Origin of the sequence: Pseudomonas sp. LAP_36 (assembly GCF_019456785.1) — a bacterium.
Lineage (GTDB): Bacteria > Pseudomonadota > Gammaproteobacteria > Pseudomonadales > Pseudomonadaceae > Aquipseudomonas > Aquipseudomonas tritici.
Genome location: NZ_JAHZMS010000006.1, coordinates 199,729 through 225,330 on the forward strand (window position 1 = coordinate 199,729; position 25,602 = coordinate 225,330).

The following is a 25,602-nucleotide window of genomic DNA, read 5'->3' on the forward strand; positions in this document are numbered from 1 at the left end:
TGAAGCTCCACCCCCCAAACACTATTGCCCACGCAACACCTGTAGTGAGCGGGCTTGCCCCGCGCTGGGCTGCGAAGCGGCCCTAGCGTTTTTTCAAGTAAAAAGCGGTGTCAGGGATCAGGCGGTCTGCTTGGGGAGGCGCTGATCAATCAGCTGATACAACGCACTGCTCTCAGGCCAATTACGCATGAACCGCGCGCGGTCCTTGGCAAACGCCGGAGCGAAGCTGGCTTGGGTGCTGTGCTGGCGCATGGCATCCAGGTCGATCAACGACCAGCGATCCTTGTCCCAGAACAGGTTATGCCCCTTGAAGTCGCCATGGCTGATGCGCTCGCGGATCAGCTCGGCGAACAGGTGATCCAGGGCGAGCAGTTCGTTTTCCGGCGCGTCACCGTTCTCAACGTAAGGCGCAAAGCGCTCGATGATGTCCGGCCCCGGCAGGAATTCGGTAATCAGGTAAGCGCGACCGCGCAGGCCGAAAAAGCGCTTTTCCAGCACGGCCAGCGGCTTGGGCGTAGCGATACCGAGGAACGCCAGGCGATTGCCTTCACGCCAGGAATGCCAGGCACGGCTTGGGCGCCAGAAGCGCTTGAACCAGTGGGCGAAACTCTTGATGTTGTAACGCTTGATCACCAATGGGCGACCCGCCACTTCGGCCTTGGCCACCGTGGCGGTTCCACCGGTCTTGTACAAGTGGCCCTGCTCGAGCAAGGCATCGGCCTGTTCCAGCACCGCCAGCATCGCGACTTCTTCCTCGCGACGGATTGCACGCAGGGCAAACGGCCCGCGCAGCACACTGAACAGCGTGCATTCGCGACCGACCTTGTTGAGAAAGTCCTTCAGGCGCCAAGCGCTGACCTTGCGCACCTGTTTTTCCAAAGCCTCCAAGGGCAAAGCGTGCTCGCCGTTGCCCAGCAGGTAGTACACCAGCAGCTCTTCGGTAAATGGCTCGAGATGCTTCGGCAACTGGGCGAAAAACACCCCAAGGTTCTCCAGTACGCGGTTGCGCGACAGGGGCTTGCCCGCCTCTTCGACGCGAATCCCGGCACCATCGATCAAATACAGCTTGCCGTCCCGACGCAGCAAGTTGTCCAGGTGCAGGTCTTCCTGCCACAGGCCTTTGGTGTGCATCAGGGCAATCGCACCCAATGCCTCGGCAAGCACCGCAGTTTGCTCGTCAGCCAAGGGCGGCAGGCTTTCGACCGCGTGCCAGGCATCCGCCAGGCTCTCGGCGCCTTCGATAAATTCGAACAACAGCCAACCGCCCTCGCCTTCCTGCAAGCCATCGGCCAGCAACAACGGTGTGGTCAGGCCTTGCTCGGCGAGCAGGCGCACGCCATTGAGTTCACGCTGAAAGTGCCGCGCCGCCTTGCTGCCCACCAGCAACTTGGCCAGTACTGGACGCCCGCGCCACACCGCTGCGCCTACGTAGCGCTCGCCCGGCAGCACGCGCAACAGGCTCAGCAGTTGCAACTGGCCTGGGCCCGCCGCATCGGCCAATTCAATCGTCAGCGGCAGGGTGGGAGTACGGCCGGCGGTTTTCAGCTCGGACAAACGCATCAACGGTTTTCCTTGTGACTACGACGGGCGCCAAGGCGCTGGAACCAAGTGGCGACCAACTCGCTGCTCTCAGGCTGCTCCAGATACGCCGCCAACAGTTGGCGGACCTGCGCATCGGACCATTGTGGTGCGCGACGCAACAACGGCTCCAGATCCTTGACCCGATCACGCCAGCCGAACAGCAGCGGGCGGGTTTTCTCCAGGTCGATCAACTGCGCGGCATAACCGTCACCGGTGGCCCGCAGGAAAATATGCTTGGGGTAGAAACAGCCATGCACCTGGCCGACGCTGTGCAGTCGGCGTGCGAGTTGGCCACAGGCCAGCAGGATCGCGCGGTGCTGGGCATCGCTCAGTGAAGGCCACTGCTCCAGCAACGAATCCAGGTCATTCCAGCCGTCCAGGGCGCGGGTCAGCAGCATCGCGCGGTGTTCGCCAGCGACTTTTCGCTCCCCGTAGAACGCCGCTTGCAAAGCCGGAATACCGAGCTTGCGATAACGGCTGATATTGCGAAATTCGCGGGAGAAACTCGGCTCGCCAAAGGGGCGGTGCAGGCTACGCGTCAGGTAATTGCTCTGGCGCTTGAGGTAGTAACCGTGGCCGTCGAGCTCCAGGCGAAACACGCTGCTCCAGCCGCCGCGACTGGTATTCGGCTCGTCCACCGCATCCAGTTGTTTGGCCCACAGGGCATCGAACGTCGCCAGGCCGTTGCGCTCCAGCAGCGCACGGTCTTCAGCCGCCAGGAAATCACTCATTCGCGCCCCTCGAAAAACTTCACCACGTGGCGAATACGCTGCTTGTCCGACGCACTCAGGTGCCGGCGCTGACGGTACTGCATGTAGAAGCGCAGGCGCTGGGTGGCGGACAGGTGATACTTGGCCACCTTGTCCAGGCAGGCCAGGTCTTTGGTAATACGGTACTTGAGCCAGAAGCCGCGCCAGAAGTCGCCATTGGGGCAATCGATCAGGTACAGCGTTGTCTGGTCGTCGATCAGCAGGTTGCGCCACTTCAAATCGTTATGGGTAAACCGATGATCGTGCATGGTGCGCGTGTATTCAGCGAGCTGGCGGCTCACCGCGTCGACCCACTTCGGATCGCGCAGGCGTGCATCCTTACGCTCGGCCAGCACCGACAGGTCTTCCGTCCTCGGCAACTCGCGGGTGATCATCGCACCACGGTCGTAGGCCAGGCCTTTGCGTTCCAGGCCCCAGGCAACCACGTCGGCAGTGGGAATGCCCCACTTGGCGAAGCGCTTGAGGTTCTGCCATTCGGACTTGACCCGGGGCTTGCCCAGGTAACGCCGCAAGCCCTTGCCGGCGCCGACGTAGCGCTTGACGTAGTAATTGACCCCGCCGCGCTCCACCCGGATCACCTCCGACAGCGGGTCGCGGGTCAGCCGCTCACCTTGCAGGGCAAAAACCGCTTCGAGGCTTCCAAAATCATCCGCCAGGTGGGCGTAGGCAGGCTCCAGAATCCAACCCGCCATCAGATTGCATCCCCGTAACGTTGCTTGCGCGCATAGAGCTTGTCGGCCTTGCGCTGCATCAGGCTCAACGACGCCGATTGCTCGGCCAGGATCTGGCGCAGCGGTTGGCGGAAGTAGCCCTTGAGAAAGCGCAGCTTGTCGCGGCGGGTCAGGCCGATTTCCAGCGCCGAGTAGTACAGCGCCGAGAGGTCCTTGTCGCGCCAGCGCAGCGGCAGATGGGCCCGCAGTTGGGCACGGTGCAGGTCGATCACCGACAGCTTGATGTCTTTCGCATCGATAGGCTTGGCGGTGTCCAGCAAGAAGTGGCACAGGTAGCAGTCACGGTGATTGACGCCACCTCGGTGCATATCACCAACCATGCGCGCCAGCTCAGCCGTAAGGGCGTGGCGCAACGCAGGCGCGGGCGGCTCGGCCACCCAATTGATTGTCAGGTCTTCCAGGCTGATCGTTGGCGCCAGCTCTTCGGTGATGATGAACGAGTGCTGGTCCGCCGGGTTGCTGCCCTTTTCGCCGAACGCCACGCCGGTCATGGTCGGCACGCCCAGTGCCTGCAAGCGGTGGATGGCGTCCCACTCAAGGCCGGCGCCGAGCACCGGCAACTTGGCGGTGATCAGGTTCTTGAAGATTTCCGCCCAACCAATGCCGCGATGGATTTTCACGAAATACGGGCGGCCATCGACCTCGGTGCGCAAGGTGCGACGCGCCGCCAGCTCACGGAATACCTGGCCTTGCAGTTTCTCGACTTCGGCAAAGGCATCAAGCCCGGCCCACAACGTCTTGAACGGTTCGGCAAGAATCAACTTCATCGTTTTGGCTCCGCCAGAATCACATCTGCCGCGTGCTGCGGCATGCTGTAGAGGTCGGCCGTCTCGGCGAAGGCCAACCCATTGCGGCTCCAGGCCGCGCGCTGTGCAGTGTCGGTGAGCATCTGGGCCAAATACTGGTTCAGCTGCGTTTGCTCAAACGGCTCATCCAGCACCAGGCCGCTGTCGGCCTCATTGATGTAATGCGCATAACCACACACGGCCGAGACCAGCACCGGCAACCCGGCCACCAGGGCTTCAAGCAATACGGTGCCAGTGTTTTCGTTGTACGCCGGGTGGATCAGCAGGTCGGCGCCCAGCAGGAAACGTGGGATATCACTGCGGCCTTTGAGGAACTGCACGTTATCGCCCAGCCCCAACGTGGCGCTCTGCAACTGGAATACCTTGGGGTCGTCCTGGCCGATTACAAACAGGCGCGTGCGCTTTCTAAGCGCCGATGGCAAAGCGGCCACGGCCTTCAGGCTGCGGTCGACGCCCTTGGTCTTGAAGCCGGAGCCGATCTGCACCAGCAACAGATCGTCTGCGCCCAGGTTGAACTCCTTGCGGAAACCTTCGCGAATCTCGGCGGCATTCGGCGGCGCGCGGCGGTCCTGGGCAATGCCCGGCGGCAGCAAGTGGAAGCGTTCCAGCGGGGTGTCGTAATACTTGATGAACAGCGGCTGCTGCACTTCGGAAATCATCAAGACTTCGGTCTTGGCGTCCTTGGCAAACACCGCGCGCTCGTACTCGGCAAAGTGGCGATACCGGCCAAAGCTTTTGTACAGCGAATGGCGCAGGTTTTGCGCCTTGTCTTCAAAGCAGCCGTCGGCGGCGTAGTACACGTCCAGGCCAGGCATTTTGTTGAAACCAATCAGGCGGTCCACCGGGCGCTGGGCCAGGTCGGCCTCCATCCAGGCGCTGAGCTTCTCGTTGCGCCGATGGTTGAAGAACGCCTTGACCGGCGCCACCAGCACTTCGAAACCGGGCGGGATATCGCCTTCCCAGATCAGCGTGTAGACACGAATCTGGTGGCCACGCTGCTGGCATTCCAGGGCGATGCGCATGAAGTCACGCTGCAGGCCGCCAAAGGGGAAATATTTGTACAGAACAAAAGCCAGTTGCATCAGTGCAGCTCCTCAGCCAGTAACAACGTGCTCAGTCGGCTTGCCACACGCTCAGGGTTCAGGCGCGTGAAGCACAGGGGCGACTCGCGCGTGATGTCGAACCGACGCAGGTCGTCGGCCGTCGGTTGATAGGTACAGTGTTTTTGCAGGCAGGGCGCGCAGGGGAAGTCGCTCGCCAGGTGAATCTGGCCCTTGCCATAGGCGCCAGTGAGCCCTGGGTTGGTCGGACCGAACAGGGAAATGGTCGGCACGTCCAGCGCAGCAGCCAGGTGACCGAGACCGGTGTCAACCGCCACGCAGGCGCGTGCGCCGGCCAATACGCGGGCGACACCGGCCAGGTTCAGCTTGGGCAGCACTTCGGCATTTGGCAGGCCCTGCGCCAGGCGTTCGGCGCGGGCTTTTTCGGCGGCGTTGCCCCAGGGCAATTTCACGTCCACACCCAGGCGGCCCATGCGTTCGGCCAACTCACGCCAGTAGGTTTCTGGCCAGTGCTTGGTGTCCCAGGTGGTGCCGTGCAGCAGCAGGACGAAGGGTTTTTTCGGCGGCAGGCCGAGCAGCTTATCGACGCCCAGGCCATAGTCGCCCAGGCCTTTGGGTAAGTCATAACCCAGCGCCACGGCGAACAGTTGGCGCAAACGCTCCACCGCATGTTGCCCGCGGGCCACGGCCAGGCGCCGGGAGTAAAAGCGTGCTGCGAACGGTTCACGGGCCGAGTGCTTGTCGAAACCGGCTACCGGGGCACGTACATAGCGGGTCAGCCAGGCGCTTTTAAGCAGGCCTTGGGCGTCGATCACCAAGTCGTACTTGGTCGACTGGACCTGCTGCTTGAAGCGCCGCCATTCGCCACTTTTGAGGGTCTGCCAGATGTTTTTGCGCCAGCGGCGAATCGCCACCGGGATGACCTTGTCGACCGCCGGATGCCAGGTGGGAATTTCGGCAAAGCCCTCTTCCACGACCCAGTCGAATTGAATGCCGGGGATCGCCCGCGCTGCGTCGGTCAGTGCCGGCAACGCGTGGATCACATCGCCCAGGGATGAGGTCTTGATTACCAGTACGCGCAAACTATCGGACCTCTACCACAGAGCCCTGCAACCGCTGCAAGGCTTCGTTCACCGGCTGCGGCAGCAATTGGCGCATGCAGTTGTAGTGACCGAAACGGCAGGTGCGCTCAAAGCACGGACTGCACTCCAGGCCCAGGCGCACGACTTCGACCTTATCGGCCAAAGGCGGGGTGAAACCAGGGGAAGTGGAGCCGTACACCGCCACCAATGGGCGGTTCAGCGCGGCGGCGACGTGCATCAGGCCGGAGTCGTTGGACACCACCGAATCAGCGCAGGACAGCAGGTCGATGGCCTCGGCCAGGGACGTGTCGCCACTGAGGTTGACCGACTCTTCGCGAAGACCGGGAATCAGGCGCTGGCGAATATCTTCACCCACCGGATGATCCTTCTTCGAACCAAACAACCACACCTGCCAACCTTCGCGGATCTTGGCCTCGGCGACCTTGGCGTAGTGTTCCGATGGCCAGCGCTTGGACTCGCCAAACTCGGCCCCTGGGCACAGCGCCAGGACCGGACGGTCGAGTTGCAGGCCGAACTTGGCCAGGGCGGAGTCGCGGCTGACCGGGTCGATCTGCAGGCTCGGGCGCGGATACGGCGTGGGCAACTCGGCACCCGGCTCGTACGCCAGGGCCATGAAACGCTCGATCATCAGCGGGTAGCGGGCTTTGTCCAACCTGCGCACATCATTGAGCAGCACGTAGCGAAACTCGCCGCGCCAGCCGGTGCGTTTGGGGATGCCGGCAAAATACGGCACCAGCGCCGACTTGAGCGAGTTGGGCAACAGGATCGCCTGGTCGTATTCGCCCGCCAAGGATTTACCGATGCGGCGGCGGGTCGCCAACTCCAGGGCACCGTGACCGAGCGGGAAGCTCAAGGCCTTGCGCACCTCGGGCATGCGCTCAAGGATCGGCCGGCTCCACTCAGGGGCGAGCACGTCGATCTGGCAGTCTGGGTAGCGCATGCGCAGGCACTGGAACAGTGTCTGCGCCATCACCATGTCACCGACCCAACTGGGCCCAACGATCAGAATATTCATGTAGTTTCCACAAACGATACGGGGAGGCTTATGCCTCCCCGCCTCGATAATGACTATAAGACCGGGTTTGTGTGAACACCGGTTTGTGTGGGAGCGGGCTTGCTCGCGAAGGCATCACCGCGGTCCGATAGACAGACCGCAGCGCCTGCTTCGCGAGCAAGCCCGCTCCCACATAAAGCCGGTTTCCACATCAGATCGGCGTCGCTCAATTCATCAAGTTTCAGCTTAACCCCAGTTCTTTCCAGATTCGCATCACCTGGCGCCGTTCGTCGGCGAACTGATCCCCGGCCACCGTACCGGCCTCGTTTTGCAAGGCCTGGCGGTGCGCGGCGGAACGGTAGGCCTTATACACCTCACGCAGCAGATGGGCATCGGTGGCGGGCATCAAGCCCACCTGCTCCAGGCCTTCCAGAATGCGGATATTGTCGGTATAGCGCAGCAACGATGGATGTTGCGCAGACCACGCCAAAGCCGCGTATTGCACCATAAATTCAATATCGACGATACCTCCGGCGTCCTGCTTGAGGTCGAACGCCGCCGTGGCTTCGAAGGCATTGGCGCCGGTGCCGGCCGCCGTGGTCTTGGTACCAAGGTTGTCACGCATCTTCGCGCGCATCTCGCTGACCTCCTGACGCAGCTTCGCCAGGTCCCGCTCCCGGCCCAACACTTTAGCCCGGACGTGTTCAAACGCATGCCCCACATCCTGGCTACCGACCAGCACCCGCGCACGGATCAATGCCTGGTGCTCCCAGGTCCAGGCTTCATTTTGTTGATAGCGATCGAACGCTCCCAGTGAACTGACCAACAGCCCGGAGGCCCCGGAAGGCCGCAGGCGCATGTCCACTTCATACAGCTGGCCGGAGTTGGTCTGGGTGGTCAGCAGGTGAATGATGCGCTGGCCCAGGCGCGTGAAAAACTGCGCGCCATCAATCGGCTTGGCGCCATCGGTTTCAGCCTGCGGGTCGCCGTCGTGGATAAACACCAGGTCCAGGTCCGAACCATGCCCCAGTTCGATCCCGCCGACTTTCCCGTAACCGACAATAATGAACCCAGGATCGCACAACGTACCGTCCAACCGCTGTGGCGAGCCGTGACGCGCGACGGTCTGGCGCCAGGCCAGGGCCAGCACCTGCTCGAGAATGGCCTCGGCGAGCCAGGTCAGGTAGTCGCTGACTTTCATCAGCGGCAGGCTGCCGGCGATTTCCGACGCGGCCACGCGCAGGCGGTGAGCCAACTTGAAGTGCCGCAAGGCTTCCATCTGCTGCTCAAGGTCGTCCTCGGGGATTCGCGTCAGGCGCTCGCGCAGTTCAGCCGCAAGCTCCGGCGCCAATGGCGGCTTGAACAAACGGCCTTCGTTAAGCAATTCATCCAGCAGCAGCGGGAAGCGGGTGATCTGTTCGGCGATCCACGGGCTGGCGGCGCACAGGGTCAACAGGCGACGCAGGGCATCGGGGTTTTCCGTGAGCAGCACCAAGTAGGCAGAACGCCGGGCGACCGCTTCCACCAGCGGCAACACGCGCTCCAGCACCAAGTCCGGGTTGGCGTGTTCGACAGCCTGGGCGAGCAGACGCGGAATAAATGCATCCAAGCGTTCGCGCCCCAGGCGCTGCATGGCACGCAGTTGCGGGCTGTTGCGCAGGCCGGCCAACGCTTTGAGCGCCTTGGTCGCGTCAGTGAACCCGCCTTCGGCCAATTGGCGGCAGGCCGCTTCGTCGTCTTGGGATTCTTCCCACAACGGCAACCACTCACCGCCCACGACCAGCTCGCTTTCTTCACCCTCTTCTTCGTCTGGATCGGCAATCACTTGACGGAAATGCCAGTCCACGCGCCCGCGCCAGTACATCAGGCGCTCGTGGAACGCGGCCCAGTCGGCGAAGCCCAGCATAAAGGCAATGCGCGCCTGATCTTCCGGGTCGTCCGGGAGCATTTGCGTCTGGCGGTCGGCAATCGCCTGGATCGCATGTTCGGTATAACGCAGGAATTCGTAGCCATTGCGCAATTCGGCGATCACCGCCGGCGGCAGGTAGCCCTGGCCTTCCAGGGTGCCGAGCACCTTGAGCAGCGGCCGCTGTTGCAAGCTGAGGTCGCGGCCGCCATGGATCAGCTGGAAGGCCTGGGCGATAAATTCCACTTCGCGGATACCGCCCGAGCCCAGCTTGATATTGTCGGCCATGCCTTTGCGCCGCACTTCCTGCTGGATCAACTGCTTCATGGTGCGCAGCGCTTCGATGGCGGAGAAGTCCAGATAGCGCCGATAAACGAACGGTCGCAGCATATCGAGCAGTTGCGCACCCGCCACCTGGTCGCCCGCCACCACCCGCGCCTTGATCATGGCGTAGCGCTCCCAGTCACGCCCCTGGTCCTGGTAGTACTGCTCCAGCGCATTGAAGCTGAGCACCAACGCGCCCGCTGAACCGTAGGGGCGCAGGCGCATATCGACGCGGAACACAAAGCCGTCAACCGTCATCGGGTCGAGGGCCTTGATCAGTTTTTGACCAAGGCGGATGAAAAATTCCTGGTTGTCCAGCGAGCGTTTAACACCGACGGTTTCGCCGCCTTCGGGATACGCGAAAATCAGGTCGATATCCGACGACAGGTTCAGCTCCACCGCGCCGAGCTTGCCCATGCCGAGGATGACCATGTGCTGCGGCTCGCCGCTGCGCCGGCCGGTAGGCGTGCCGAACTGCGCGCAGTGGCGCTGGTACAGCCACTGGTAGGCCTGGTCGATGCTCGCATCGGCCATATCGGAAAGGTCGCGGCAGGTTTGCACCAGGTCCGCCTGGCGGGTCAAATCGCGCCAGATGATGCGTACTTGCTGGCGGGTACGCTGGCGACGCAACACACGGCCCAGCTCGTCTTCTGTTTCGGCTTGTTGCACTGCGCCAGCAATTTGCCCGCACAGCTCGCCAGGGGCGAACCCCCGGTCCAGCTCGCCCCAGGCCACCAATTCGAGCAACATCAAAGGGTCACGAACACTCTGTTCAATCACGAAATCACTGGCGGCGCACACGCGGACGAAGTCGGCCCACCGTTGCGGCGTCCACGCAGAAAGTCCATGATCGTCGTCCAGCGCGGCCACGGCGTCACGAAATGACTGCTCGGCCCGCTGGGCTTTTGGCAAGAGAATGGCCGGCAGTTCGGCCAGCGTTGGAAGGCTCATGGTCTATCCTTGATCAGCGCGTAAATGGCGGGTTGCGGTGGACGTGATACCGGCGCTACATGAAGGACTGTCGAACAAAGGTTATAAATAGCTGAAAATTCATAGTTGTTGGCAGGGAACATTAAACTTCTACCTTTTCTTGTTCGCAAAAGATCAACAATAACGATTATGCTCACCAGCCAGACCGAGCCATACGCTCAGTCTTGTGTAGTTTTACTACTCGTATATACATTCGAAAGGCTGAAATGGCCGACGATTTGTAGTAAAACTACAGGACGCCGAAGCAACCTTCGGCCATCCAAGAATTTATGTCGTCTGCCCACAAGGCCAGTCGCAAACTTCAGGCAACCGATTCTGGTAGCCTTTCCGCCCTGGAGCAAGCCATGCAAGACCTCGATCCCGTCGAAACCCAGGAATGGCTGGACGCCCTGGAATCGGTTCTCGACAAAGAAGGCGAAGACCGTGCTCACTACCTGATGACCCGTATGGGCGAACTCGCGACCCGCAGCGGCTCGCAACTGCCTTACGCCATCACTACGCCATACCGCAACACCATCCCCGTTACCCACGAAGCACGCATGCCTGGCGACCTGTTCATGGAACGCCGCATTCGCTCGCTGGTACGTTGGAACGCCATGGCGATGGTAATGCGCACGAACTTGAAAGATTCTGACCTGGGCGGTCACATCTCCAGCTTCGCCTCCAGCGCAACCCTGTATGACATCGGCTTCAACTATTTCTTCCAGGCGCCGACCGACGAACACGGCGGCGACCTCATCTACTTCCAGGGCCACACCTCGCCAGGCGTCTACGCCCGTGCGTTCATGGAAGGCCGCATCACCGAAGAGCAGATGAACAACTTCCGCCAGGAAGTCGACGGCCAGGGCCTGTCGTCCTACCCGCACCCTTGGCTGATGCCTGATTTCTGGCAGTTCCCGACCGTTTCCATGGGTCTGGGTCCAATTCAAGCGATCTACCAGGCACGCTTCATGAAGTACCTGGAAGCCCGTGGTTTCATCCCTGAAGGCAAGCAGAAAGTCTGGTGCTTCCTGGGCGACGGCGAGTGTGACGAGCCGGAATCCCTGGGCGCCATCTCCCTGGCCGGACGCGAGAAGCTCGACAACCTGATCTTCGTCATCAACTGCAACCTGCAGCGCCTCGACGGCCCGGTTCGCGGCAACGGTAAGATCATCCAGGAACTCGAAGGCGTGTTCCGCGGCGCTCACTGGAACGTGACCAAAGTCATCTGGGGCCGTTTCTGGGACCCACTGCTGGCCAAGGACGTCGACGGCATCCTGCAACGTCGCATGGACGAAGTCATCGACGGCGAGTACCAGAACTACAAAGCCAAAGACGGCGCATTCGTGCGTGAACATTTCTTCAACACGCCAGAACTCAAGGCGATGGTTGCAGACCTGTCCGACGACGAGATCTGGAAACTCAACCGTGGCGGCCACGACCCGTACAAGGTCTACGCGGCGTACCACGAAGCGGTCAACCACAAAGAACAACCCACCGTCATCCTGGCCAAGACCATCAAGGGTTATGGCACCGGTGCCGGCGAAGCGAAGAACACTGCGCACAACACCAAGAAAGTCGATGTCGACAGCCTGAAGTTGTTCCGCGACCGCTTCGACATTCCGGTCAAGGACGAAGAGCTGGAAAACCTGCCGTTCTTCAAGCCGGAGCCAAACAGCGCCGAAGCCCGCTACCTGAGCGAGCGTCGCACTGCACTGGGCGGTTTCGTGCCACAGCGCCGAGCCAAGAGCGTAAGCATTCCGACCCCGCCACTCGATACGCTGAAGGCTATCCTGGACGGCTCGGGCGACCGTGAAATCTCCACCACCATGGCCTTCGTGCGGATCCTCGCGCAGCTGGTCAAGGACAAGGAAATCGGTTCGCGCATCGTCCCGATCATCCCGGACGAAGCCCGTACCTTCGGTATGGAAGGCATGTTCCGCCAGTTGGGCATCTACTCCTCCGTCGGCCAGCTCTACGAGCCAGTCGATAAAGACCAGGTGATGTTCTACAAGGAAGACAAGAAGGGCCAGATCCTCGAAGAAGGCATCAACGAAGCGGGCGCCATGAGCTCCTTCATCGCTGCCGGTACGTCGTACTCCAGCCACAACCAGCCAATGCTGCCGTTCTACATCTTCTACTCGATGTTCGGCTTCCAGCGTATTGGCGACCTGGCGTGGGCAGCAGGCGACAGCCGTACCCGTGGCTTCCTGATCGGCGGTACCGCCGGCCGGACTACGTTGAACGGCGAAGGCCTGCAACACGAAGACGGTCACAGCCACATCCTGGCTGCCACCATCCCGAACTGCCGCACCTTTGATCCAACCTACGGCTATGAGCTGGCGGTGATCATCCAGGACGGCATGAAGAAGATGACCGAAGAACAGCAGGACGTTTTCTACTACATCACCGTGATGAACGAGTCCTACCAGCAACCTGCCATGCCGGCCGGTGTTGAGGAAGGCATCATCAAGGGCATGTACCTGCTCGAAGAAGACACCAAGGAAGCGGCGCACCACGTGCAGCTGATGGGCTCCGGCACCATCCTGCGTGAAGTGCGTGAAGCGGCGAAGATCCTGCGTGACGAGTTCAACGTCGGCGCTGACGTGTGGAGCGTTACCAGCTTCAACGAACTGCGTCGCGACGGCCTGGCCGTTGAGCGCAACAACCGCCTGCACCCTGGCCAGAAGCCACAACTGAGCTACGTCGAAGAATGCCTGAACGGCCGTAAAGGTCCGGTCATCGCGTCCACCGACTACATGAAGCTGTTTGCTGAACAAATTCGCCAGTGGGTCCCGTCCAAGGAATTCAAAGTCCTGGGCACCGACGGTTTCGGCCGCAGTGACAGCCGCAAGAAGCTGCGTCACTTCTTCGAAGTCGACCGTCACTTCGTGGTGTTGGCAGCCCTGGAAGCCTTGGCTGACCGTGGTGAGATCGAACCCAAGGTGGTGGCTGACGCTATCGTCAAGTTCGGGATCAACCCGGAAAAACGCAACCCACTGGACTGCTGAGGAGATTTTTTGTGAGCGAACTCATTCGCGTACCTGACATCGGCAGCGGTGAAGGTGAAGTAATCGAGCTGTTTGTGAAGGTCGGCGACACCGTCGAAGCCGACCAGAGCATCCTGACCCTGGAGTCGGACAAGGCGAGCATGGAAATCCCTGCTCCCAAGGCCGGCGTGGTCAAGAGCCTGAAAGTGAAGCTGGGCGACCGCCTGAAAGAAGGCGACGAACTGCTGGAACTGGAAATCGAAGGGGCTGCTGATGCAGCGCCTGCGGCGGCGCCTGCTGCCGCTGCCGCACCCGCGCCTGCTGCTGAAAAGCCTGCTGCTGCCGAGGCCCCTGCTGCCCCTGCGGCTGCAGAACCTGCCGCCGCCAGCGTTCAGGACATCCACGTCCCGGACATCGGCTCGTCGGGCAAGGCCAAGATCATCGAGCTGCTGGTCAAGGTCGGCGACACCGTCGAAGCCGACCAGTCGCTGATCACCCTGGAGTCCGACAAGGCCTCCATGGAAATCCCTTCGCCGGCTGCCGGCGTGGTGGAAAGCATCGCGGTCAAGCTGGAAGACGAAGTCGGCACCGGTGACTTCATCCTCAAGCTGAAAGTACAAGGCGCTGCGCCTGCAGCCGCTCCAGCACCTGCCGCCGCTCCGGCTGCCAAGGCTGAAGCTGCTCCGGCTGCTGCCGCCCCTGCGCCTGCTGCAAAAGCTGAGGCCGCTCCGGCCCCTGCTGCTGCCGCACCTGCGCCAAGTGGTGCCAAGGTTCACGCCGGTCCTGCCGTGCGTCAATTGGCCCGTGAATTCGGCGTTGAGCTGAATGCTGTGTCGGCAACCGGCCCTCACGGCCGCGTGCTGAAGGAAGACGTTCAGGTCTACGTCAAATCCATGATGCAGAAAGCCAAGGAAGCGCCGGCTGCCGGTGGCGCTACCGGTGGTTCGGGCATTCCGCCAATCCGCACCGTGGACTTCAGCCGCTTCGGCGAAACCGAAGAAGTGCCGATGACCCGTCTGATGCAAATCGGCGCGTCGAGCCTGCACGCGAGCTGGCTGAACATCCCGCACGTGACTCAGTTCGACCAGGCCGACATCACCGACCTGGAAGCTTTCCGCGTTGCGCAGAAAGCCGTGGCCGAGAAGGCCGGCGTGAAACTGACCGTGCTGCCACTGCTGCTCAAGGCGTGTGCGCACCTGCTCAAGGAACTGCCGGACTTCAACAGTTCGCTGGCGCCAAGCGGCAAGGCGATCATTCGCAAGAAATACGTGCACATTGGCTTTGCCGTCGACACCCCGGAAGGCCTGCTGGTACCGGTCATCAAGAACGTCGACCAGAAGAGCCTGCTGCAACTCGCTGCCGAAGCCGCTGCACTGGCTGCCAAGGCCCGCGACAAGAAGCTCACCGCAGACGACATGCAAGGCGCGTGCTTCACCATCTCCAGCCTCGGTCACATTGGCGGCACTGGCTTCACGCCAATCGTCAACGCGCCGGAAGTGGCGATCCTGGGTGTGTCCAAGGCCACTATCCAGCCTGTGTGGGACGGTAAAGCGTTCCAGCCTAAGCTGATGCTGCCGCTGTCGCTGTCCTACGATCACCGCGTGATCAACGGCGCCGCTGCTGCTCGCTTCACGCAGCGCTTGAGCCAACTGCTGAACGACATCCGCACCATCCTGCTGTAAGTCTCAACGGGCCTCCTCCTCACCGAGGAGGCCTGGCTGCACCGATTTCCGAGCGCCACGCTCGTACCTCAACCCCGCCACTTGGCGGGGCTTTTTTTGCCTGTTTTCCAGCAGGAAGCTGGATAAAGAAGACAGGTTTGTACACCTTCCATCATTCCGATTGAAGAAACCCCTCCCGCGGCCGATAACCCCCTTATAGCACTTAGCCTTCATCCTCTCTTGTCAGCCTGCGCCGCATGATGCAACCTTGCCGCAGGCAACAGAAAAGAGGGCGTAAGCCCGGCGCCGTGCGCGTTATTTCAAGTGAGTCTGCCCCATGAAAAGCCAACCCGATGTCGCCCGAATGGCGGCCGAGGTAGTGACGCAGTTACCGGTGCCTTCGCGCCTCGGTATGCTGCGTTTCGAGCGGCTTAATGAGGCAAGCTGGGCCCTCCTTTACCTCGACCCCAATTGCGAGCGCCAATTCGGTCTGTCGGCTGTAGAGTTGTGTGCCCTGCTCGGCACGCCCTACGCCAGCCTGATGGAACCCCAGGCGCGTTATGAACTGCACGACACCATCCAGCAGCAACTGGCCCTGAGCCCTCACTACTTGGTGCGCTATACCCTGCACACCAATGATGGCCCGCTGAGCCTGCTGGAAATGGGCGAAGCCTATAAACAACATAATCGCCACCTGCTGCGCGGCTACCTGATGGTGGTCGACGGCCTGTTCAGCGAACTCCCCGCTGCCGTGCCCACGGCAGACCTGGAAAACCAGAACAGCCGCCTGCAGATCGCACTGGAGCTCAACCAGCGCGCCCAGCAGGAACAGTTGCAACACTTGGAGCGGGTGCGTGCCCAACAGGAGTTGATCCTGCTGCTGGCCCGGCAGCGCTACACCACCAACAATTCGTTGCAAGAAGCCGCTGAGCTGATCACCCGCAGTGCCTGTGATATCTACCAGATCGACTGCGCCAGCATCTGGAACCTCGAAGGCCAGCGCCTGGTGCCCATCTCGGCCTACCACCGCGACGACCAGCAGCACCACCTGCCCGACCCCATTGACGCAAGCTGCTTCCCGGATTACCTCGAAGCCCTGCACACCAGCCGCGCCATTGACGCCACCAACGCCTTGCGCGACCCGCGTACCCGGGAAATGGCCGAGAACAAAGACATTCACGCCATGCTCGACGCGAGCATCCGCGTCGATGGCCAGGTCGTCGGCGTGTTGTGCCTGGAACAAAGCAGCTGCACGCGCGCCTGGCAGGCCGACGAAATTGCCTTTGCCGGCGAACTGGCCGATCAGTTCGCGCAAGTTATCAACAACCACAACCGCCGCACCGCCACCAGTGCCTTGCACTTGTTCCAGCGTGCCGTGGAACAAAGCGCCAACGCGTTTTTGCTGGTCAACTGCGACGGCGTGGTGGAGTACGTCAACCCAAGCTTTACCGCGATCACCCAGTACAGCGCCGAAGAAGTCCACGGCCACCGCCTGGCCCAATTGCCGGCGCTGGAAAACCTCAGCGAATTACTGTTCGACGCACCGTCGAGCCTGGCCAAGAGCAACAGCTGGCAGGGCGAATTCAAAAGCCGGCGTAAAAACCTCGAACCCTACTGGGGCCAACTGTCGATTTCCAAGGTCTATGGCGATAACCGTGAGCTGACGCACTACATCGGCATCTACGAAGACATCACCCAGACCAAGCTGGCCCAGCAGCGCATCGAGCGCCTGGCCTACACCGACAACTTGACCAACCTGGGCAACCGCCCCTCGTTTATCCGCAACCTGGATGAACGTTTTGCACGTGACAGCGACAGCCCGATCAGCCTGTTGCTGGTGGACATCGATAACTTCAAGCGAATCAACGACAGCCTTGGCCACCAGACCGGTGACAAACTGTTGATCAGCCTGGCGCGCCGCCTGCGCAACAGCCTGAGCGCCAGCGGCAGCCTGGCCCGCTTTGCCAGCAACGAGTTTGCGGTATTGCTCGACGACACCGATCTGGAGACCGGCCAGCAGGTCGCCAGCCAACTGCTCGCGACCCTCGACAAACCGATGTTCGTCGATAATCAGTTGATCAGCGTCACCGGCTCCGTGGGCCTCGCCTGCGCGCCGCTGCATGGCCGCGATCCGCAAACCCTGATGCGCAACGCCGGCCTGGCCCTGCACAAGGCCAAGGCCAACGGTAAACACCAGGTGCAAGTGTTTACCGAAGCCCTGAATGCCGAAGCCAGCTACAAACTGTTCGTGGAAAACAACCTGCGCCGCGCCCTCACCCAGAACGAGTTGGACGTGTTCTACCAGCCCAAGCTGTGCCTGCGCAGCGGCCGCTTGCTGGGCATGGAGGCGCTGCTGCGCTGGAACCACCCGGAAAAGGGCATGATCCGCCCGGACCAGTTCATCAGCGTGGCTGAAGAGACCGGGCTGATCATCCCCATCGGCAAATGGATTGCGCGCCAGGCCTGCCGCATGAGCAAGCAACTGAGTGCCGCCGGCATGGGCAATCTGCAGGTGGCGATCAACCTGTCGCCCAAGCAGTTCTCTGACCCGGACCTGGTCGCGTCGATTGCCACGATCCTCAAGGAAGAACAACTGCCGGCCAACCTGCTGGAACTGGAGCTGACCGAAGGTTTGCTGCTCGAAGCCACCGAAGACACGCGCTTGCAACTCGATCAGCTGAAAAGCTTTGGCCTGACATTGGCCATGGATGACTTCGGCACCGGTTACTCCTCGTTGAGCTACTTGAAAAAATTCCCCATCGACATCATCAAGATTGATCGCAGCTTCATTCACGAAATCCCGGACAACCAGGACGACATGGAAATCACCTCAGCGGTGATCGCCATGGCCCACAACCTTAAGCTCAAGGTCGTGGCCGAGGGCATCGAGACGGTCGAGCAACTGGCGTTCCTGCGCCGGCACCGTTGCGATGTCGGCCAGGGTTACCTGTTTGACCGCCCAATCCCCGGCGCAGAGCTGCTTGATAAGCTCAAACGCTATCCGCGCGGGCCAATCGCCTGACAGCGTTGTAACACTCGGGCACACTGGCGGTCTGAATTCGCATCTAACTCAACCTGACTGAGAGGACTGATCATGGTCTTGCGCTCGGAAATTCTGGTGAACAAAAACGTGCTGCCAACTCAAGAACAAGCGTTGCCTGGTCGTGAAACCCCAATGACGCTGCCAGAGACTCATTTCGTCAACGGCAACCCGCTGCTGGGGCCGTTCCTCGATGACGTCGGCTTTGCGATCTTCGGCCTGGGTTGTTTCTGGGGCGCCGAGCGCAAGTTCTGGGAGCGCGATGGCGTGGTCAGTACCGTGGTGGGTTACGCCGGCGGTTACACGCCGAACCCGACCTATGAAGAAGTCTGCTCGGGCCTGACCGGCCACAGTGAAGTGGTGCTGGTGGTGTATGACCAAGCCAAAGTGAAATACGAAGACCTGCTGAAGATGTTCTGGGAACTGCACAACCCAACCCAGGGCATGCGCCAGGGGAATGACATTGGCAGCCAGTACCGCTCGGTGATCTATGCGACCACGCCGGAGCAGTTGGCGGCGGCGCAGGCCAGTGCTGATGCCTATCAGGCTGAATTGACCAAGGCCGGCCTGGGTGAGATCACGACGGAAATCGAAGAAGCGCCGACGGTGTACTTCGCCGAGACGTATCACCAGCAGTATCTGGCGAAAAATCCGCAGGGCTATTGCGGGATCGGCGGTACGGGCGTGAGCTGCCCGATCTGACGCTATATCTAGGGTTATTGTAGTGAGCGGGCTTGCCCCGCGCTGGGCTGCGTAGCAGCCCCACAACCTCACACTGAGGTTTACCTGAAACATCTCAGTGGATTTATTGGGGCCGCTACGCAACCCAGCGCGGGGCAAGCCCGCTCACTGCACCAACGCCCTTCACTGCAGTTATTCAGCGATCAGCCAATCCATCTGCCACCCACCCTGGGTCTGCCCAAGTTTTTTGGACAACCACGGCAGCAGCTCACGCAACTCCTCCTCCAGGCCCCACGGCGGGTTGGCGATTGCCAGGCCCGAGCCGGTCAGGGTGTTGGGCGTGTCCAGCGGATGCACCAGCAACTCCACACGCAGCAACTTCGGCGCACCGGTGCCGGCCAGGTCTTGGTAGAAACGGCGCAACAGGCGCTGGTCCTTCACCGGGTACCAGATGGCCGCGACGGTCTGGCGCATGCGGCTCACGGCTTCTTTGAGGGACGCCGCGCAACGTTGCATCTCGTCGAGTTTCTCGAACGGCGGGTCAATCAGCATCAGCGCACGCTTTTCCGGCACCGGCAGCAAGGCACGTGGCACATGCCAGCCTTCGCCCAAGTGTACCTTGACCCGGCGATCACCTTTCATGTTGTCCTTGAGCAGTAGACCGTCTTCCGGATGCTTTTCATTGAGCAGTACGCGGTCCTGTGGACGCGTGAGGCGCCGCGCCAGCTCCGGCGAGCCCGGGTAGTAGCGCAACTCGCCATCCGGGTTCATTTCGTGCAATACACGCATGTAATCGGCGGTCAGCGGCGGCAGGTCGCTTTCGCCCCACAGGCGCGCGATGCCTTCCAGGTATTCACCGGTGCGGTTGGCCTGGTCGCCTTGCAGGTCGTACAGACCGATGCCGGCGTGGGTGTCGAGGTAGGCGAACGGCTGCTCCTTGCGCGACATCAGGGCGATGAGGCGGGTCAAGGTCAGGTGTTTGAAGACATCGGCGTGGTTGCCGGCGTGAAAGGCGTGACGATAATTCATGGTTGCTCCTGCGCAGGGGGCGAAGTTTACCTTTTACGCAGGCTCAGGTGCAGGGTGGCGTGCCGGGCGGTGCTTATATCGTAAAGACAGGAAGCTGGTTGAAAAAAATCTAAATGTCAGCACTGGAGCAGATTTATTGTGGCCATCCACTATCCAGGGAGGTCAATAACAATCATGAAAGACGCCACCATCGCGCTGCATCACGGCTTCAAGTCCGATCCGACTACCAAGGCCGTCGCCGTGCCGATCTATCAGAATGTCGCTTTCGAATTCGATAACGCCCAGCACGGCGCCGACCTGTTCAACCTGGACGTACCCGGCAATATCTACACACGGATCATGAACCCCACCAACGATGTGCTGGAGCAGCGCATTGCCGCCCTTGAAGGGGGTATTGCCGCCCTGGCGGTGTCGGCCGGCAGCGCGGCGATCCATTATGCGATCCAGACCCTCACCCGTGCCGGCGACAATATCGTCACCACCCCGCAACTCTACGGCGGCACCTACACCTTGTTCGCGCACTTGCTGCCGAGCTTCGGCGTCGATGTACGTTTCGCCCGGGATGACTCTGCAGAAGCCATCGCCGCGCTGATCGACGACAACACCAAGCTGGTGTACTGCGAAAGCATCGGCAACCCAGCCGGCAATATCGTCGACCTGGAAGCCTTGGCCAAGGTGGCCCGCGCCCGTGGCGTGCCGCTGATGGTGGATAACACCGTCGCCACGCCGATCCTGTGCAAGCCGATCCAGTTCGGCGCCGATATCGTGGTGCACTCGGTGACCAAGTATATCGGTGGCCACGGCAATTCCCTGGGCGGTGTGATCGTCGACAGTGGCACCTTCCCCTGGACCGACTACCCAGAAAAATTCCCCGGCCTCAACACCCCCGAGCCGGCCTATCACGGCGTGGTATACACGGAAAAATTCGGCCCCGCCGCCTTTATCGCCCGCGCTCGCACCGTGCCGCTGCGCAACACCGGCGCGGCGCTGGCACCGATGAATGCTTTCCTGCTGTTACAGGGCCTGGAAACCCTGGCCCTGCGCATGGAGCGCCATACCGAAAACGCCCTGAAAGTTGCGCAATTCCTGCAAGACCACGCGGATGTCGAGTGGGTCAGCTACGCCGGCCTGCCAGACCATCCACATCACGTATTGGCGCAGAAATACATGCAGGGTAAACCGTCGGCGATCCTGTCGTTTGGCCTAAAGGGTGGTTACGAGGCCGGTGTGCGCTTCTACGACGCGCTGCAGATCTTCAAGCGATTGGTAAACATCGGCGATGCCAAATCCCTGGCCTGTCACCCCGCCTCTACCACCCATCGGCAGATGAACGAGCAGGAACAAGCCAAGGCCGGCGTGAAGCCGGAGATGATTCGCCTGTCAGTCGGTATCGAGGCGATTGAAGACCTGATCGAAGATCTGCAGCAGGCACTGGGGTCAACTCAGCTCTGAGGCAAGATAGTCGGCCAGCGCCTGATGGCTGACATCCGGACCGCGCGAGAAGTAGGCGACCTTGTGCTGCAAGGTCGTCGGCGGGAAAGCGGTGTAGAGGTCGGGGCGCTGCTCTTCCAGCCACTGCAGCAAGTTGCCGATAAGGGTTTGCGGCGATTGCCCGGCCAGGTGCTCCAATAACGGTGCAGGCACCCGCCACCACGGGCTGGCTTTAGCCGCCGTGACCGGGCCAGTCGCAACGGTCAGCGACTGGCCATTGATCAGGTAACGCTGGAATACCGGCAACACCTCCCCCCCTACTTGCTGGAGGATCGGTAGCATCTGATCGCCATCCCATAAACGCAAAAACACCTCCTGGCCATCGGGCAGGTACACCTTGGTCAAGCCTTGCAGATGTGCCACCACCCTTTCCAACGGGCTCGACGATATGGCCAGCCACCCCCAATCCGTTGCGTCAGTGGAGGCGGCCCAATCGAGGAAAGGGCTGCCCGGTTCGACGATACCCAAGTAGGGCATTACCTCTTCCCATGTCGCATAGGCGGTGCCGGCCCAAACGGGTTGCAGTGGGGCGCCGACGGCAAGCGCCCGCCAAGCCTCCAAAGGCTTGGCGTCGCTGGCAGCGCCCAATACCGCGAAGAGTTGTTCACCAGCAAGCAAGGGTTGATGCATCGACGTAAAGTCCTTTTAAGGTGGAGGTCAGGTGAGATCACACTGGCCGTTTTTACAACGCTCACACTCTTCGCAAAACGGCGCGCTGCGCTTCAGACTCGCGATCTGTACGCGGCTCAGCGGTGCAGGAATCACGGCCAGCAACTTCTCTTTCACGCCAGGAATCAACGGCGCGGACGTCGGAACAGCCGAGCCGCCGAGCTGAATCGGTACGCTGCTGAAAATGCCGCCCGCAGACAGCGTGATCGACTGCCCTCCGGCCTGAATCGTGACGGTCGCGCCTGCATCGATGACAACGCTTTGCCCTGCACCGATCTGGATGGTCTGCCCGGCGCGCACCTGCTGCGAGCCGCCAACCACCAGATGGTCGTCTTGCTTGAGGTCGGTCAAGCGGTTGCCATGGGTTATGCACTGCTCTTCGCCCTGCAGTTCATGGTGCGACTCACCGCCCACCTTCACCCGATGGTCATGCAGCACATGCTGCGTCCAATCACGCTGGGCACGCAGGTAGATTTCCTCGGCCCCCTTGCGATCTTCAATGCGTAGCTCGTTGTAGCCACCCCCGCCTGGGCTGCTTTGGCTGCGGAAAATGCTGCGGGTCTTGTCCGCCGGCAAGTCGAGGGGCACCTGGGTTGCCGCGTTAGCCAAGCAGCCCACCACCAGCGGCATATCCATATCACCATTGACGAAGCCCACCAGCACTTCCATCCCGACTCGCGGGATCACGACCGAGCCATAACGATCATGCGCCCAGGCGCTGGCAACCCGCAGCCAGCAACTGGAATGGTCGTTATGCTCGGCGGCACGATCCCACGCCAACTGCACCTTGACCCGGCCGTATTCATCACAATGAATTTCACTGTCGACGGGGCCGGTCACCGTTGCGTTTTGATAGCCAGCAATGCTCGGGCGAGGCTGCTCTGGCATTGGCGGCCGGAAAATCACATCCCACGGGGCGGCGGCGAATTCGTTGCGATAGCCCTGGCGAAAATCCCCGCCCGACACCTTGGTTACAAGCTCTTCCAGTACCTGGGGTTGCTTGCCCTCATGGGTTACTTTCGTCACCAGCCACAAGGCGTTCCAGTCTTCGCGCGGGTGACCGGCCAGCCTGAGGAACCGCCCGCTGACCAGCGCAGGTTCATCACCACTGCCACAGGCGACACGATAGTCGCTGCGATGACGCTCCAGGCCACGCTGTGCGAGGTATTTGCCATGGGCTCGGTCGCTGAAGTGGCCGGGATAATCCTGCGCTTCTAGCTTGGGTAACTGCTCGCCAGACACCGCGCTTTCCAGCGCCAGGCTGGGTTTGCGAAAGTCATAGTCGCGCAGGTTGATTGCCGTGGCGCGGGTCTGCACCTGCACCGTAAACCGCTTGATCGCCGGGGTGTCCGCGACCATCCCTGAACCGGGAGTGTAAGGAGTAGGCTGATCCGCTTGGGCAAACACCGTCTGGTCATCGCCGAATACCAGCAAATGCCCCTCGGCGGAATGCTGGAAGTGATAGTGAATGCCCAACTCGGCACAAAGCCGCTGAATGAAGGCCAGATCAGTTTCGCCAAACTGCACGCAATACTCGCGCTCGGGGTAGGTGCCGCTGAGCCGGAACTCGAAGCGGTCGCTCTGGATCCCCTGCCCCTCCAGCACCTGCGCAACAATCTGCGGTACGGTCTTGTGCTGGAAAATACGCTGGTGACTGCTGTGCGCCAGATAGGCCAGCTGCGGTACAAGCGTCATTTGATAACGCGTCAGTCGGCGTCCTGAATCACCTTGCGCCACTCGGTGAACCAGACCATGAACACCATGGCCCCGATCATCAAAACCGAGATACACCGGGTGATGCAGCAGGCTTTCCAGGTCGAGATCGGGTTGCTCGGCGACCAGTTCGAGTTCAAAACAGTAGGGTTGGCTGATGGACTCAACACCCCTGAACTCGAACACCTTGAGTTCACTGGGCTCCCCATCGAGGGTCAGGGTGAAGGCACTTTGATTGGCAGGAGCGAACATCCGGTGTTTCTCTGCAAGGGATAGGTGGCAGATTCTGCACCACCGTTTCACCTTGCTGAGCACACCCCAAACAAATCAGTAAAACCCTACACGCACGCGCCAGAACTTTCTTCAGTCCCACGTAAACCACACACAAAAAAAGGCCCGCCATCGGTAGGACGCGGGCCTTTTTTCAGTTCGTAGGGTGCTTCACACCCGGCGAATTACTTATTGAGGTTGTAGTCTTTTTCCGCCGCGTCAAAGCGCTCGACCATACCAGCAGTCGGTGCGCCCATCTTGCTCACGAAATAGATCGCGAGGCTGGCGAAGATGAAGCCTGGGATGATTTCGTACAGGCCCAGCAACTCAAAGTGTTTCCACACGATCACGGTGATCGCGCCGACCAGGATGCCAGCCAGTGCGCCGTCGCGGGTCATGCCTTTCCAGATGACCGAAATCAGCACCACAGGACCGAACGCGGCGCCGAAACCGGCCCATGCATAGCTCACCAGGCCCAGTACGCGGTTTTCCGGGTTGGCGGCCATGGCGATGGCAATCAGGGCAACCAGCAGCACCATCAGGCGACCTACCCACACCAGCTCGAGCTGGGAGGCGTTTTTGCGTAGGAAGGTTTTGTAGAAGTCTTCGGTCAGGGCGCTGGAGCACACCAGCAACTGGCAGCTCAGCGTGCTCATGACGGCAGCGAGAATGGCCGACAGCAAAACACCGGCAACCCATGGGTTGAACAGGATTTTTGCCAGCTCGATAAACACGCGCTCAGGGTTTTCAGTCACTGCGCCGGCCACTTCCGGATGCGCCGAGAAGTAGGCGATACCAAAGAAGCCCACAGCCACAGTGCCACCCAGGCACAGGATCATCCAGGCCATGGAGATGCGACGCGCCTTGGCAATCGACTTCACCGAGTCCGCCGCCATGAAACGCGCGAGGATATGCGGCTGGCCGAAGTAACCCAGGCCCCAACCCATCAGCGAGATGACGCCGATAAAGGTGGTGTTTTTCAGCATATCGAAGTTGGTCGGGTCCTTGGCTTCGATGGCTAGGAAGGTGGTGTCAACACCACCGGTAGCCAGCAGCACGATAATCGGCGTCAGGATCAGCGCGAAGATCATCAGCGTGGCTTGTACGGTATCGGTCCAGCTCACTGCCAGGAAACCACCGACGAAGGTGTAGGCAATGGTCGCTGCAGCACCGGCCCACAGCGCGGTCTCGTAGGACATGCCGAAGGTGCTTTCGAACAGGCGAGCACCGGCTACGATGCCGGAGGCGCAGTAAATGGTGAAGAACACCAGGATCACCACGGCGGAGATGATCCGCAGCAGGCCGCTTTTATCTTCGAAACGGCTGGAGAAGTAATCCGGCAGGGTCAGGGCGTCACCGTTGTGCTCGGTCTGGACCCGCAGGCGACCGGCGACGAACAGCCAGTTGAGGTAGGCACCGACGATCAGGCCGATAGCGATCCAGCTTTCCGACAGGCCGGACATGTAGATCGCGCCCGGCAGGCCCATCAACAACCAGCCGCTCATATCTGAGGCGCCGGCCGACAAGGCAGTCACTACGCTACCAAGGCTACGGCCGCCCAGGATGTAATCGGAAAGGTTATTGGTGGATCGATAGGCCATGAAGCCGATCAGCACCATTGCTGCGATATAGATCACGAACGTGATCAGGGTTGGATTACTAACGCTCATAGGAGTGACGCCCTGGCTTTGTTTTTATGTAGCGACGGTCTGTCAGACGGCCACCCACTGCAAGTAGGTTAGACGTAGCTGCGTGCCGCGCATTTATGACTGACGTTTCCCCAGGAAAGCCGTCAGCCGATGAACCGACTCGC

Annotated in this window: 17 protein-coding genes; 5 read left to right on the forward strand and 12 right to left on the reverse strand. The window is 61.0% G+C overall.

Features of this window, described 5'->3' with window-relative positions:
- Positions 1-117 precede the first annotated feature (117 nt).
- From JBO08_RS19945 to glnE, 8 genes are all read right to left on the reverse strand, one after another.
- Entirely contained in the window at positions 118-1,560 is a 1,443-nt protein-coding gene (locus JBO08_RS19945; protein ID WP_065879870.1) for a lipopolysaccharide kinase InaA family protein, read from the reverse strand.
- Complete coding sequence (locus JBO08_RS19950) at positions 1,560-2,312, reverse strand: lipopolysaccharide kinase InaA family protein (RefSeq protein ID WP_065875264.1); 753 nt, start codon at positions 2,310-2,312, stop codon at positions 1,560-1,562. The genes JBO08_RS19945 and JBO08_RS19950 overlap by 1 nt, the downstream gene beginning before the upstream one ends.
- Positions 2,309-3,043, reverse strand: a complete 735-nt coding sequence (locus JBO08_RS19955; RefSeq protein ID WP_049710351.1) for a lipopolysaccharide kinase InaA family protein — start codon at positions 3,041-3,043, stop codon at positions 2,309-2,311. Before JBO08_RS19955 ends, JBO08_RS19950 begins: the two co-directional genes overlap by 4 nt.
- The gene (gene rfaP, locus JBO08_RS19960) at positions 3,043-3,849 is read right to left on the reverse strand and encodes a lipopolysaccharide core heptose(I) kinase RfaP (RefSeq protein ID WP_049710352.1); all 807 of its coding nucleotides are present in this window, start codon (positions 3,847-3,849) and stop codon (positions 3,043-3,045) included. The genes JBO08_RS19955 and rfaP overlap by 1 nt, the downstream gene beginning before the upstream one ends.
- Complete coding sequence (locus JBO08_RS19965) at positions 3,846-4,970, reverse strand: glycosyltransferase family 4 protein (RefSeq protein WP_065879866.1); 1,125 nt, start codon at positions 4,968-4,970, stop codon at positions 3,846-3,848. Before JBO08_RS19965 ends, rfaP begins: the two co-directional genes overlap by 4 nt.
- Positions 4,970-6,031: a lipopolysaccharide heptosyltransferase I gene (gene waaC, locus JBO08_RS19970; protein WP_065879864.1), complete on the reverse strand. Its 1,062-nt coding sequence runs from the start codon at positions 6,029-6,031 to the stop codon at positions 4,970-4,972. The genes JBO08_RS19965 and waaC overlap by 1 nt, the downstream gene beginning before the upstream one ends.
- A 1-nt stretch (position 6,032) precedes the next feature.
- On the reverse strand, positions 6,033-7,067 hold the full coding sequence (waaF, locus tag JBO08_RS19975; RefSeq protein ID WP_220074881.1) for a lipopolysaccharide heptosyltransferase II: 1,035 nt from the start codon (positions 7,065-7,067) through the stop codon (positions 6,033-6,035).
- A 220-nt stretch (positions 7,068-7,287) separates the two neighbouring features.
- Positions 7,288-10,227: a bifunctional [glutamate--ammonia ligase]-adenylyl-L-tyrosine phosphorylase/[glutamate--ammonia-ligase] adenylyltransferase gene (gene glnE / locus JBO08_RS19980; protein ID WP_220074882.1), complete on the reverse strand. Its 2,940-nt coding sequence runs from the start codon at positions 10,225-10,227 to the stop codon at positions 7,288-7,290.
- 383 nt (positions 10,228-10,610) lie between these two features.
- On the opposite strand from glnE, the gene aceE reads away from it, so the two are divergent.
- From aceE to msrA, 4 genes are all read left to right on the forward strand, one after another.
- Positions 10,611-13,256, forward strand: a complete 2,646-nt coding sequence (gene aceE / locus JBO08_RS19985; RefSeq protein ID WP_065879860.1) for a pyruvate dehydrogenase (acetyl-transferring), homodimeric type — start codon at positions 10,611-10,613, stop codon at positions 13,254-13,256.
- Between the two features lie 11 nt (positions 13,257-13,267).
- The gene (gene aceF, locus JBO08_RS19990; protein ID WP_065945559.1) at positions 13,268-14,917 is read left to right on the forward strand and encodes a dihydrolipoyllysine-residue acetyltransferase; all 1,650 of its coding nucleotides are present in this window, start codon (positions 13,268-13,270) and stop codon (positions 14,915-14,917) included.
- Between the two features lie 316 nt (positions 14,918-15,233).
- The gene (locus JBO08_RS19995; RefSeq protein WP_065875273.1) at positions 15,234-17,918 is read left to right on the forward strand and encodes a bifunctional diguanylate cyclase/phosphodiesterase; all 2,685 of its coding nucleotides are present in this window, start codon (positions 15,234-15,236) and stop codon (positions 17,916-17,918) included.
- Positions 17,919-17,990: 72 nt separating this feature from the next.
- Complete coding sequence (gene msrA / locus JBO08_RS20000) at positions 17,991-18,638, forward strand: peptide-methionine (S)-S-oxide reductase MsrA (RefSeq protein WP_065875274.1); 648 nt, start codon at positions 17,991-17,993, stop codon at positions 18,636-18,638.
- A gap of 171 nt (positions 18,639-18,809) precedes the next feature.
- Here the strand turns inward: msrA and JBO08_RS20005 are convergent, their stop codons facing one another.
- Entirely contained in the window at positions 18,810-19,646 is an 837-nt protein-coding gene (locus JBO08_RS20005) for a 23S rRNA (adenine(2030)-N(6))-methyltransferase RlmJ (protein ID WP_049710361.1), read from the reverse strand.
- Positions 19,647-19,820: 174 nt separating this feature from the next.
- Between JBO08_RS20005 and JBO08_RS20010 the strand changes: the two genes are divergently transcribed.
- Positions 19,821-21,098: an O-acetylhomoserine aminocarboxypropyltransferase/cysteine synthase family protein gene (locus JBO08_RS20010; protein WP_065875275.1), complete on the forward strand. Its 1,278-nt coding sequence runs from the start codon at positions 19,821-19,823 to the stop codon at positions 21,096-21,098.
- Here JBO08_RS20010 and JBO08_RS20015 read toward each other — a convergent pair.
- From JBO08_RS20015 to putP, 3 genes are all read right to left on the reverse strand, one after another.
- Positions 21,084-21,767 (reverse strand): DUF4123 domain-containing protein, encoded by a 684-nt coding sequence (locus tag JBO08_RS20015; protein WP_065889133.1) that lies wholly within the window; start codon positions 21,765-21,767, stop codon positions 21,084-21,086. The genes JBO08_RS20010 and JBO08_RS20015 overlap by 15 nt on opposite strands.
- A gap of 27 nt (positions 21,768-21,794) precedes the next feature.
- Positions 21,795-23,771 carry a type VI secretion system tip protein VgrG gene (locus JBO08_RS20020; protein WP_065945560.1) on the reverse strand — a complete coding sequence of 659 codons (1,977 nt, stop codon included), beginning with the start codon at positions 23,769-23,771 and terminating at the stop codon, positions 21,795-21,797.
- A gap of 203 nt (positions 23,772-23,974) precedes the next feature.
- Positions 23,975-25,459: a sodium/proline symporter PutP gene (gene putP, locus JBO08_RS20025; RefSeq protein WP_065875278.1), complete on the reverse strand. Its 1,485-nt coding sequence runs from the start codon at positions 25,457-25,459 to the stop codon at positions 23,975-23,977.
- Between the last annotated feature and the right edge of the window lie 143 nt (positions 25,460-25,602).